General features: G+C 44.6%; 10 protein-coding genes and 1 rRNA gene. All 11 read right to left on the bottom strand.

Annotated elements, in window-relative coordinates:
* Positions 1 to 10: 10 nt before the first annotated feature.
* Positions 11 to 1,510, bottom strand: a complete 1,500-nt coding sequence (locus tag KCX82_RS18690) for an acetaldehyde dehydrogenase (acetylating) (RefSeq protein ID WP_227020010.1) — start codon at positions 1,508 to 1,510, stop codon at positions 11 to 13.
* Positions 1,511 to 1,525: 15 nt separating this feature from the next.
* Positions 1,526 to 2,185 (bottom strand): ethanolamine utilization microcompartment protein EutL, encoded by a 660-nt coding sequence (gene eutL / locus KCX82_RS18685; RefSeq protein WP_465250683.1) that lies wholly within the window; start codon positions 2,183 to 2,185, stop codon positions 1,526 to 1,528.
* Between the two features lie 19 nt (positions 2,186 to 2,204).
* Complete coding sequence (eutC, locus tag KCX82_RS18680; RefSeq protein ID WP_227020009.1) at positions 2,205 to 3,104, bottom strand: ethanolamine ammonia-lyase subunit EutC; 900 nt, start codon at positions 3,102 to 3,104, stop codon at positions 2,205 to 2,207.
* Between the two features lie 16 nt (positions 3,105 to 3,120).
* Positions 3,121 to 4,485: an ethanolamine ammonia-lyase subunit EutB gene (locus KCX82_RS18675; protein WP_227020008.1), complete on the bottom strand. Its 1,365-nt coding sequence runs from the start codon at positions 4,483 to 4,485 to the stop codon at positions 3,121 to 3,123.
* An 18-nt stretch (positions 4,486 to 4,503) separates the two neighbouring features.
* Positions 4,504 to 5,916 carry an ethanolamine ammonia-lyase reactivating factor EutA gene (locus KCX82_RS18670; RefSeq protein WP_227020007.1) on the bottom strand — a complete coding sequence of 471 codons (1,413 nt, stop codon included), beginning with the start codon at positions 5,914 to 5,916 and terminating at the stop codon, positions 4,504 to 4,506.
* Between the two features lie 34 nt (positions 5,917 to 5,950).
* A complete protein-coding gene (locus KCX82_RS18665) occupies positions 5,951 to 6,277 on the bottom strand; it encodes a BMC domain-containing protein (RefSeq protein WP_227020075.1) in 327 nt (108 codons plus the stop codon).
* A 175-nt stretch (positions 6,278 to 6,452) separates the two neighbouring features.
* The gene (gene eat / locus KCX82_RS18660; protein ID WP_227020006.1) at positions 6,453 to 7,895 is read right to left on the bottom strand and encodes an ethanolamine permease; all 1,443 of its coding nucleotides are present in this window, start codon (positions 7,893 to 7,895) and stop codon (positions 6,453 to 6,455) included.
* Between the two features lie 147 nt (positions 7,896 to 8,042).
* A complete protein-coding gene (locus KCX82_RS18655; protein ID WP_227020005.1) occupies positions 8,043 to 8,630 on the bottom strand; it encodes an ANTAR domain-containing response regulator in 588 nt (195 codons plus the stop codon).
* 18 nt (positions 8,631 to 8,648) lie between these two features.
* Positions 8,649 to 10,055 carry a sensor histidine kinase gene (locus KCX82_RS18650; RefSeq protein ID WP_227020004.1) on the bottom strand — a complete coding sequence of 469 codons (1,407 nt, stop codon included), beginning with the start codon at positions 10,053 to 10,055 and terminating at the stop codon, positions 8,649 to 8,651.
* Positions 10,056 to 10,149: 94 nt separating this feature from the next.
* A complete protein-coding gene (locus tag KCX82_RS18645) occupies positions 10,150 to 11,796 on the bottom strand; it encodes a bifunctional diguanylate cyclase/phosphodiesterase (RefSeq protein WP_227020003.1) in 1,647 nt (548 codons plus the stop codon).
* A 354-nt stretch (positions 11,797 to 12,150) separates the two neighbouring features.
* Positions 12,151 to 12,267, bottom strand: a 5S ribosomal RNA gene (gene rrf, locus KCX82_RS18640).
* Between the last annotated feature and the right edge of the window lie 252 nt (positions 12,268 to 12,519).

Genomic DNA, 12,519 nt, shown 5'->3' with positions numbered 1-12,519 from the left:
TTTAAACCGGTTACTTTTTATGTAACGCTTTTATGACTTCCGCGATAATATCCGCAATGACTTTTTCATTGATTCCTGCGATTCCTGTACCATCGGATGGACAGGGAACCTGCTCATCTGCAGAATCCCTGGGCTTCACAAATCCCCTGGGAAGCTCCGGAACTCCCGTATGCCAGGCTGCCCTTTTTATATTCAGCAGATGCATTGGTGTTACATTCTCCGAAACGCTGGATCCTCCCCAGGTACCGCAGCCCAACGTAAAGGACGGTGCAAGATTGGTGGTAGCCCCAACCCCTCCAAGGGCAGCAGGAGTGTTGATCAGAATTCTGAAAATCGGTTTCTTTAAGACGAATTCCGTAATGACCTCCATATCTGTACAATGGATGGCAAGGCTATGACCGATCCCTCCAATTTCTAACAGTTGAATACACCGCTCGCATCCCTCGTGCCAGTCCTTTACCGTATAATATCCCAATACGGTCGAGAGCTTTTCATAGGATAAAGGCCACTGAGGTCCTACGCCGAAAAGCGGAGCAATGAGACATTTAGCCGTGGAAGGAACGGAAATCCCCGCAAGCTCTGCGATAAACTGGGGCGGTTTTCCCACAACCTTCGGATTCACCCCATGAGATGGCAGAATCACCACACGAGAGACCTTCTCGGTCTCTTCTTTGGTCAGGAAATGGCCCCCCCGATTCACCAGCTCCGCCATGAGCTTTTCCGAGATGCATTCTTCAGCAACGATAGCCTGCTCCGAAGCGCAGATGGTTCCGTTGTCAAAGGTCTTTCCCATGAGAATATGTTCTGCAGCCTTCGATAGTTCCGCACTTCTGTGAACAAATGCAGGAACATTCCCTGGTCCTACTCCGAGAGCCGGTTTCCCGCTTGAATAGGCCGCCTTCACAAGAGCGCTGCCACCCGTTGCCAGGATCATAGCCGTATGCTTGTGCTTCATTAATTCCTGGGTACCTTCCAATGAGGGCATCGTGATGCATCCGATGCAGCCTTCCGGGGCGCCCGCCTTGATTGCCGCCTCATGCACAATTCTGGCTGCTTCTTTGGTACAGGCAGCCGCAGAAGGATGGGGCGAAAATACGATGGTATTTCTTGTCTTCAACGCAATCATGGCTTTGTAGATTACCGTTGAAGTGGGATTTGTGGTTGGAATAATGCCGGCTATGACACCTACCGGCTCTGCAACCTCCCAAACCTTCTCCGCATCATTTTTCCGGATGATTCCCACGGTCTTCATGTCTTTTATGTAGTCATAAAGAACTTTGGAAGCAAAATAGTTTTTAAAACACTTATCCTCATATTTCCCCATTCCTGTTTCTGAAACTGCCGATTCCGCCAGCATGCAGGAATTTCTTTCGCCTGCCTCCGCAATGGCCAGGCAGATCTGGTCCACCTGTTCCTGGGAAAAATTTTTTAAGATATCCTGCGCTTTCTTTGCCGCATTCACAAGATTTCTGACCTCCTGGAGTGTAGCTAGATCTCTGTCAAGTTCCAATTACATCACCTCGTCTCAACCGCCTAAATATTTCAAGGGATTTAAAGCCACGTCGATAACCGCATTCTGAAATGCCTCGCAAGCTGCTTTGCAGGCACTTTGAGAGCCGTGGAGCAATGCACCGCCAAAATTTGTCTCCGATGGAGGACCATAGAATACCTTCATATCCACCTCCGCTGCTTTTAAGGCAGCATCCAGGCCGAACATGGCTTCCAGGGGGCAGGCAATGAGATAAGCAATGGGATCTCCTTCCGGAATACCGCAGGCCTTGGAAAGATAGCTCCCCGTTCTGGAAATGGTGTGTGCATACCAGGCCGTATCTCCTCCGTCATGGGTATAAAAGAAAGCTTCATTTTCCAGGGTATCGATACAGGCATCGATACCGGCTCTTACTTCAGCCGGATTAGGCCCCGCAAGAATCCCTATGATTTCACCGCTTCTCGGCCCTGAGGCGTGGCCTGAACCGGCATAAAAGCTCTTTGCGTAAACAACTTCTACCTCTGCTCTTTTTGTTGCCTCATCCAACGCCGTATAAGTGGCATCATCTATGGTTGCGGTAATCATTCCTATCGATCTTTGATCTGCGGTTAGACCCAGCTCTTTTCCTAAATCCGGTGATACATTGGGGATCAGTCTTACTGCTAAAACCTGTGGTTTGATAGGCTCAATCAACATGTATCTGGCACCTCCTCTGTTATATTTTTAAATTGACTCCGGAAGCTTTCGCATCCAGAATTCTCTTTACCAGGGTTGCAATATGAGCTCCGGCTTCCACTGCCGGGGTTCCGCCCTTATGAATATTGCTTAATACGGTCCTCTCGCTTTCGATCATCCCCAGTCTCGGGTTGTAGGCAATATAGGCACTCATGCTTTCTGCCGTTCCCAGACCCGGTCTTTCCCCGATAAGGATCAGACACACTTCCGGTTGAATGGCCTCTCCAATGGCATCCATCAGCCCTACCCTTGCATATTTTGCCATAAGCGGTGTTCCCAGTTTGATCCCCATCGACTGCAGTCCCTGCAATAATGCCGGATACAGATTCGGAATGTTGGCTTCCACGGCCTTGCTTGACAATCCATCAGCAACCACGATCTGAACCTGAGGCCTTTTCTCACATTCTTTCCGAATTGTATCCAGGCTTTCGTCATCCAGGATTCTGCCCCTTTCCGGCCTTGTCAGATATTCATCCTTGTCCCTGCAAGCGGATTTTACATAAAGCATTTTATATTTCACTGCATCTTCTTCCGATATTTCTCCCATGACAGAATCCTGCGCCACGGCATGGTCGGCCCGAAATCTCAGCAGAGTTTCCGTCAGGGGTCTGGGACCCGCTCTCCATACACCTACTCTCGCTGAAGTAGATTTCTTCATATCCATATACAGTTCTTTATTCTTTGGATTCGGAACCAAAAGCTGGGTCTGCAAATCGACGGCGGAGATGTCCGCCACATCGGCACAGTCCTGACACGCTGTTCCCGTTTCTGTACCCTTTGATTCGTCAGAACTCCCGGATGGCGCCTTGCTGTTTTCTGTCATGGCAATTTCTTTTAAAACCTGCTCTACGATGAGCTTTACATTATCTTCTAAATTCATTGCAGCCACCTCCCTTCTACTTTGTAAAAATGCTGGCGTCACCAGCCATCGGTGTCAGCTTTCCGTCCTTCAGAATGCCCATTTTTTCGCACCAGGCATTGAATTCGGGAAGTGGTTTTATTCTCAGAACTTCTCTCAATGCAGCCACATCATGGTAGCTTGTGCATTGATAATTCAGCATGATGTCGTCTCCCATGGGAATGCCCATAAAATAGTTACAGCCTGCTGCAGACAACAATACCGCCAAATTTTCGATGTCGTTTTGATCGGCTTTCATATGATTGGTATAACAGGCGTCACAGCCCATAGAGATACCGGTGAGCTTCCCCATGAAATGATCCTCAAGACCGGCTCTGATGACCTGCTTGGAGTCATAGAGGTATTCCGGCCCGATAAAGCCTACTACCGTGTTCACCAGGAATGGGCTGTAGTGCCTTGCCAACCCGTAACACCTTGCTTCCATGGTTACCTGGTCGGAGTCATGATGACCGTTGGAGGAAAGCTCGGACCCCTGACCGGTTTCAAAATACATGATATTGGGACCTGTACCTTTGCCATACTTGAGTCCCAGTGCGTAGGCCTCATCCAAAAGCTCTTTGTTGATACCAAAGGCTTCATTGGCAGTCTGTGATCCGGCTATGGACTGAAATAGGCAATGGGTGGGCGCACCCTTTCTGCAGGCTTCCATTTGGGTGGTAATATGGGCCAAAACGCATATTTGTGTAGGAACTTCCCACTGATCAATAAATTCGTACATGGTGTTCAGGGATCGCATGGTGGCTTCCACCGAATCGTCTACCGGATTTAATCCTACGATGGCATCTCCTGTACCGTAGGAGAGACCTTCCCTGATACTTGCCAGAATCCCTTCCGGGGAATCCGTGGTATGATTGGGCTGAAGCCTGGAGGCCAAAGTGCCGGGAAGGCCGATGGTGGTATTGCAGTGAGCTGTTACCTTTATTTTGGAAGCCGCGAGAATCAGATCAAGATTGCTCATCAGCTTCGCCGCAGCAGCAACCATCTCCGAGGTCATGCCTCTGCTGATTCGCCTGATTTGATCTCCTTTGGTTTCCGTATCCAATAGGTACTCTCTCAGTTGAGCAACAGACCAATTTTTAATGTCACTATAGATGGTCTCGTTCACATCGGCATCGATCACTCTGGTTACTTCATCGATTTCACCGGGAACCACAGGATTCATTCTGAGATCTTCCAGCGTTAAATCCGACAGTACAATTTTGGCGGCGATCCTTTCCGCTGCGTCTTCAGCCGCAATACCTGCTGAAATATCTCCGGATTTCAGTTCATTGGCCTTGGCCAGAACCTGTTTTATATCCTTAAACTGGTATGTATGTCCGAACAACTTTGTTATTAATTTCAATTGTCTGACACCCCCTTTTTAATTATTTTTGAATAGTAAAGTCTTTACTACTACCGGCAATGCTTCGGCATCATGCAAGGCTTTCCCGATATCGATATAGTCACCGGAAAAGGCTTTGATTCCATCGATACAGACCAAATCAATATTTCCCAGCCTTTTGACGATCCCTTGACCGATCACCTTGGCAGTATCCTGTTCCATGATGATGACTTTGGGAATGCTGGGGATCCGTGTCAGCTGACCGGCAAGCAATTCCGTCATTGCATCGATATGCCAGAAATCAAGGTTTTCCTGTGTTGGAACCGTTAATGCCACGCAGGTATGCAGAGAATCCAAGAACCGTTTGGCCGGGTCCACCCAATTGTACAGACCATCCTTCCTCTCCGGCATTACAATGGGAATATTCCGAATGGGAAGACAATCCTTTTTTACCGAAACTGTGGATCCGGACACATTAACGGTATGGATGCCAGCGCCCATAACGGTAGCATGAATGGTTTCCGCCCCATTGACTACTTTAAAGGCATGATAAGCCCCTCCATTTTTGTAAGCCTCTGCCAGCAAAGGTCCCACATCTCCATGAATCCACCAGTCACTGACGGGCTTCTGGTAAATATATCTGGATACTCCTCCGGAAAAGATTATTTTATCCGGCAGAAGCTCCGGCAAATCGTCATTTACGATGAGCGCTCGGGTTATTTCAGAGGGAGTCTTGGAGAACAGCACCTCGTCCACAGACAGCACCATCTGTGTTAAAATACGGTCTATCTGCTTTCTTTGATTGTCGGGACTCTCCTTCTGTAAATCCTTGCAGGAAAGCGTTTCTGCGATCAAAGCCGCCGCATGAGCCATATATTTCACCTGATGGGTGACAAGATCCACCTCGATCAATCTTCCGCCCACTTCCAGACAGGCATTTCCGATACATTCGCCGTTTTTATAATAAGCAATATTGGTTGTTCCTCCACCGATGTCAACATTCGCACAGATACATTTTTCCTTGCGGGATATCTCTTCGGCCCCGGATCCTTTTCCGGCGATAATGCTTTCCAACTCCGGGCCTGCGGTTGCCACCACAAAATCTCCGGAAAATTCGGCTAAAGCATGTACCAGCTTTTCCGCGTTCTCTTTTTTGGCAGATTCTCCGGTGATGATAATGGCTCCGGTATCGATATCCTTCGGCGAAATTCCTGCTTTGTTGTATTCTTCGCGAATAAGCTCCTTGACCGCTGCTTCATCAATGGTTTGTCTGTCAACAAATGGGGTGAATCGTGTTTCAGAGGCATAAAACAAGCTTTTATTGCTGATCTCAATTTGGGGAATTCTGCTTCCCGGCATTACATTTGACAAAGTCAAATAGGATATGATTAACTTTGTAGTTGTGGTTCCGATATCGATTCCTACACTTGTCAATATGCTTTCTTTCTTCACCTTAAGATCCTCCTGTCTGCCTGTAATATCTCCTTTATACCGTTGCTTTTTCCTTTGGTTCTTTTGCGGATTTTTCCACCGTCAATTTTGGCAGTATCTGCTCAAGATCCTGATGGGGTCTTGGAATGACATGGCAGCTCACCAGTTCACCGACTCTTTCGGCTGCTGATGCTCCGGCATCCACTGCTGCTTTTACCGCACCCACGTCACCTCTTACCATAACGGTGACCAAGGCACCTCCTACTTTGACTTTCCCGATGAGAGTAACATTTGCAGCTTTTACCATGGCATCTGCCGCTTCAATCGCTCCTACCGCTCCTTTTGTCTCAACCATTCCTAATGCAATTAATTCATCTCTCATTGCCATTATTTTTTTCCTCCTCTCAGAATTTCTGATAAATTTACGTTCTTAGGTGAAGAGAATCCTCTTCACCTAAGAACCATAGGGTTTCTTTTTTATACGGTCACTTCAGCTTTCCAACGATAAGGAAAGGTTTGGCCGGATGATCCGGCCAAGCCTTAAAATCCAAGAATTTTTAAGCTGCGTCCAGATCGGAAAGCACATCGAATTCTTCGTCAAAGGGCCTGATATTCTTTCTTCCGCCGATAAAGAACCATAAATAGGCAACCACATAGATGGTAACCGTTGCCACCAGAGGATTGATGCTGATTGCTCCGAAGATCATATAAGCAATGCTGGATTCAGGCAGCGGTACGGAAACCGTAGTCACGAAGAGGCTGATGAGGCAGAAAAGACACATAGCCATACTGATTGCAGCTACCAGGATACCTCCGGGCACCTTGAAAGGTCTGTTGAGGTTGGGTTCTTTTGAACGAAGTACAAAGAAAGAAATCAGGGAGATAAAGTACAGTCCTACAGATCCGAATACGGAAAGGGTGATTACTACGGAAGTAAGACCGGTGGTGGCTGCCAGAATTCCGATGACGCCGGCGATGATCAACGCGGCGGTAGGTGTATGCCGTTTTGCGTTAACGCCAGCGATAAACTTAGGCAGGTAACCGGTTCTGGCCATGGCGTAGAGCTGTCTGGAAGAACCTACGATAATCCCGTTAAGGGAAGCAATTAAACCGAATAATCCAAGGAAGTTTACGATAATGGTCAGTGCTCCCTTGCCGTATACGGCCTCCAATGCTGCAGGAAGCGGGAAGTCAACGGCTGAAACCTGGTTGTAATCTACAATACCGGCTGTCAGGAAGAGGGTAAAGCACATCATGATGAACAGTGTCAGCATACCTGTCAGGAATCCTTTCGGAATATCCTTCTGCGGATTTACCATTTCTTCCGCTGCCATGGCTCCTCCTTCCAGGGCTAAATAAAACCAGATGGCAAAAGGCACAGAGGCCATAATCCCGGTCCAGCCCCCTGGAATGTACTGCAGGAAGCCATCAAATCCATTGTTTTCTGCCAGCGGCTGTAAAAAACTGTCCATGGAGAAGTGCGGCGCGGCTGCAGCCCAGAAAATGCACAGACCTACCAATGCAACGATGGTTACAATCAATTCAAATACCGCAGAGGTATGCATTCCTAAAAAGTTAATAAATACAAAGATTACGAAAACGACAATGGTAGCGGGGATAGCAGGTATGATCGGTATCAGATTGTGTATGTACCAACCTACCGCAAGCGCAATAGCCGGAGGTGCAAATAAAAATTCAATGAGACAGCTGATTCCCGCAAAATAACCTGCTGCCGGTCCCATTGCTCTTCTTGCATAGGCAGAAGGCCCGCCGGCGTGAGGAATCATGGTAGCCATTTCAGAATAACAGAAAATAAAAGTAGCATAAAAAATGACAACCGGGATACAGGAAAGGAATAGTCCGAGGGGACCTCCTGTTCCATAGCCATAGCTCCATCCGAAGAAGTTCCCGGAAATGACGAGTCCTACTGCCAAAGCCCAAAGATGAATCGGTTTAAGTGTTCTCACTAGCTTCTCATTGTTCGTAGATTTTTCTGTCATGTTTTTTTCCTCCTTCATAAAAAAATAAAAATCCATACAGGCAAAAAACAACGAAAAAAGGGCTCACAATACAAGACTTTTATAAAAAAATCTTGTTTTGTGAGCCCTATTGCTCTATTCCTTTGTCTGTATTATGTTTGTATACTATCACTTACAGCATTGTTTTGCAATGTTTTTTTTAATAATCTGGTCGCAGATCATTAAAAGGGGCTTTCTGCTTGACATAGCTTCTTTTAAAATTTCCTTATGCGCTTCATATTCGCTGATACCGTTCTCCAGTGCGTAAATCCCTTTCGCAATGCTCAGTTTCTTCTGGTTATCGATCCTTTCTTTATAAGATTCAATTTTCTTAGACAAATTCTGCATATCATTCCATCTGCCGTACGCGATTTGAAGAGCCGGTATGATATCCTCCTGGCGTATCGGTTTATTCAAATACCCGAAGACACCAACCTTTTCCGCTCGATTGATCAGCCCGGTTTGATGGTAAGCAGTAATCAGAACCGTAGGGATTCCCATCCCCTTCAGCTGGTTTGCTACATCAATTCCATCAAGCCCCGGCATTTTAATATCCAGCAATGCGATATTCGGATTGGTCATTCTTGCCAATTCCAGTACTTCCAATCCATTCCCTGTCTCAGCACATACGATGTGTCCTTCTTTGGTCAGATGCTCTCTCATGTCAAGTCTGGTCAATGCTTCATCGTCTGCCAGCAATACCGACAAATAGCCCATGAAATTCCCTCCAAAAAGTTATTTCGCAAAAATAATCTCTGCCTTTGTCTCACCGTTTTCCTTGCCGATAGTAAATGATCCTCCTAATTGTTCCTGAGATAACGCCTTCACAATTTGCAATCCAAGTTTGTTTTCGTCATTGATGTCATAATGCAGTTCATGTTTTCCACTGTCGTAAAATTCCATGCAAACTTTTCCGTTGTTCTCTTTAATATTTATGCGAATTTCGCCCGCTTCATCACTTTTTATTCCATGCTTCATAGAATTACTGATGACTTCATTGGCGATAAGAGATACCGGAATTGCCTGGGTACTTGAAATTACAATGTTATGACCTTCCACTGCAGTCATGATGTTTTGATTTTCCAGTTTAAAGTTTTCCAGGGTAGCATTTAAGATGTAGCTTAACAGATCTTTTAAAACGATTTTGTCGATATTTTGTCTAGAGAAAACATTGTGCGCGATGGCTATGGACATGATTCTGTTGATACTGGCTGTAAAGGCATTTCGTGCCTCTTCTGAATTGGTTCTCCGCATTTGAAGCTGCAGGATCGCAGCAATATTTTGGAGATTGTTTTTGACTCGATGATGAATTTCTCTGATCAGGATATCTTTTCCCTGAATTTCCCGCTCTTTGATACGAAGTTCCGTCATATCCTGTACAATGATTACGGCTCCTTCCAAATCATCCTGTAATCCGAGGGGATGGATATGAAAACTGTATACTTCGTCCATGTATCCGATTTCCGTAGGACTGCTGATTTCCTCCAGCATTTCATCCAGGTCATGAAAGCTTCCCAGAAATCGGGAAAGATCGTTGCCCATGGGTTCCGGCGCTCCGCCCTTGACGTAGAGGTCATGAGCTGCTTTATTGGTATAGATGATTCTGCATTCCCGGTTTAACACAAAGATTCCGTTGTTAAACCAGTCGGCGAAATACGATTCTGCAATATTCAGCTCAATCAGAGATTTCTTCAGAAACTCCAGTGTCACTTTCAGATCGTTTACTTTCTGTTCCTGTTCAATCTCTAAAGTGATATCCCGTTCCATGATGAGAACCCCGATGATCCTCTCACCGTTTTTTATGGGAACCACAGTCTGGGCAATAGGCACTCCTTCCTGACTGACTCCTCGTATGGCTCTGGAGATTTCCCCGGTTTTCATGGTTTTATAGACACCGGGCTCATTCTCTCGATAAGCAAGGTCCCCCACTACACTTTTATTGTATAAGGATTTTTTTTCAGGCCTTGCCCAGGCTAATACGACGGAATCCTCTCCATTGGCAGTAAGAGCGTCAATAAAAATATCGTTTGACGTGAGCATGGACATAGCGTCTATCTTCTCACCAAACTCAATCAGGATTGCGATATCCTCCTCGCTTAAATTTGTGTAATCTTTACACAGTTCCTTCATGATTTCTTTCATAAACCAAATATACTATTTTTATTTTTTAAATTCAAGAAATTTATTTCTGGTCAATTATGGGAGAATTTTCTTGAATTTACAGAGTCTACATTCATTATATATTTTTAAATGCTGAAATAAACTCTTTGATCGCATCAGGCTGTAACGGTTTACTGAAATAATACCCCTGGATATTATCACAGCCCATAGCCTTCAGGATTTTCACCTGATCTTCATTTTCCACACCTTCTGCAATGACTTCCATGCCAAGAGTATGTACCGTTTTGATGACACCTTCGATAAGCGGTTTATTATTGATATCTTCAATGTTATGAATAAAGAACTTATCCAGCTTCACATAATCGATAGGTAATTTTACAAGATGTATCAGGGAGTTATGACCTGTCCCGAAATCATCCAGTGAAATCTTTAGCCCTAAATTACTTAAATCCCCCAGCAGATGTCCGACTTTATTTTCGTTATCCACAATTGTTCTTTCCGTCAACTCGAACTCAAGTGCTGAAGGCTCAATCTTCTTACATTCCAATTGCTCCTTTATATAATCTATAATAGAGTCATCCTTTAAATCTTTAGAAGAAATATTGATGGCCACTTTCGTTATGAGATCTTCACTTTTCCAAGCTAGTAATTGATCTATGACATTTTCAACCACCCACTTTGTTATCTCATTTATATACCCTGTATATTCAGCTAATTGAATAAATTCTTCCGGATTTATATACCCTCTGGTACCGTTGTTCCATCTCAATAATGCCTCCAAACCAATAACCTCGTTTCTTTTCAGGTTGATTTTCGGTTGATAAACAATTGAAAACTCATTATTTTTTATTGCATCATAAAGTGAAATCATCACCTCATAGTTCTCTTTATTTTTTTGTGCCGTTCGATTCTCATAAATTGAAATATCTTCTTCATCTATTCTTTCCTGATCCAAAGACCGCCACAATTTCTTAAGCAAATCATCACTTTCGGTGCCGTGCAGTGGATGGTTCACAATTCCGCCTCTTAAAGTAAGGTCTACGGGCAGACCGTCTATCAGAACAGGCTCTCTAAAGTTATGTAAAAATTCTTTTGATTTACAACAGGCATTATCAATGCTGCATTCTCGTATAATTACAGCAAATTGGCTTTTTGCAATACAATAAATATTTATTTTATCGAAATGATTGGTCAGGATTTCCAGTACGTTGAATACTATTTTTTCCTCAACGATATAGTCTACATATTTGTTAATATAATCCAGATTTGTAATTTTAAATACAAGTAAGGAAAAGGGGATTCCCTTACTTATGATTTCATCGCAATCAAGCCTCAGCTTATTAAGATTCGGATAACCTGTTAAATAATGCTCATATGATTTCTTTATTAATTTCTGATGCTCTGTCTTAATTCGCTGAAATAAATAAGCGATTACTAAGCCCATTACAATAAAGAAAACTGTCCTTAAAAGCCAGCTTCTCGGCTCCTGCATGATCCCGCCGGCTGTGTTCATGGGCATAGCGGGTCCCAGTGTTATGCCTGCTATTATTGATGTCAGTAAACTGCCTCTCATACCAAATACAAATGCGGAAACGATAATGGGAATATACATGATATGGGTAAACGCAAACTCAGTGCCGCCTGTCTTGTACACTACAATATCTGTCATGAGTATGAGCATAACGATACAACACACTGAAAAGAAGGGCTTTCTTCTTAATTTCAACAATAACTTTAATAATGGATTAGATAATGGTCTCATCTTTTACGGAACTCCTTTTATTACTCCAAATTAGCTGCTACTATTTCTTGGACCATGGTCATTTCTAAATTTTTCAATAAAAGAATATATGAAAAAACACACTGGCTTTGCAGTGTGCTTTTAAAAAACCGGCGACGTCCTACTTTCCCAGGCAACGTGTCGAACTCCGTTCTCCACTCCTACGCTCGTTTCTCTCGCTTCGCTGTCCTGTTTTGCGCTATGGCTAAAGCCATGTAAAACAGGCACCTGCCCTGCCGATTGGCGGGCTATACTATTTAATAGCTGCCTGCGACACTACTCGTCTCTGATACATAGAAAAAAAGACATTCCATTCGGGATGTCTTTTTTCTGAAAAACCGGCGACGTCCTACTTTCCCAGGCAGCTGCCCGCCAAGTATCATCGGCGCAAAGGAGCTTAACTACTGTGTTCGAGATGGGAACAGGTGTAGCCTCCTTGCTATAGTCACCAGATCTCCTTGCTTGTCTTTTTCACTTACTGCTACGTTACCGACTCGCTCACGCTCGCTTACGTATGTCTATATACGCGCGCCTCGCGTTTGCTCGCCGTGCCTTGCATTAAGGAAAAAATACTGCGCAAGCTTAATCGTAATTACGACTTTTGAAGGTTCATTTTCAAGATAGTTGTTGTACCCTCAAAACCGAACAATGTCAAAATATCTATTCTTACTTGAAACCATTGGTCAAGCGTTCGACCTATTAGTA

Source organism: Sinanaerobacter chloroacetimidivorans, from assembly GCF_018128545.1.
GTDB classification, from domain to species: domain Bacteria; phylum Bacillota; class Clostridia; order Peptostreptococcales; family Anaerovoracaceae; genus Sinanaerobacter; species Sinanaerobacter chloroacetimidivorans.
This window is presented reverse-complemented; position numbering and strand designations above follow the sequence as displayed.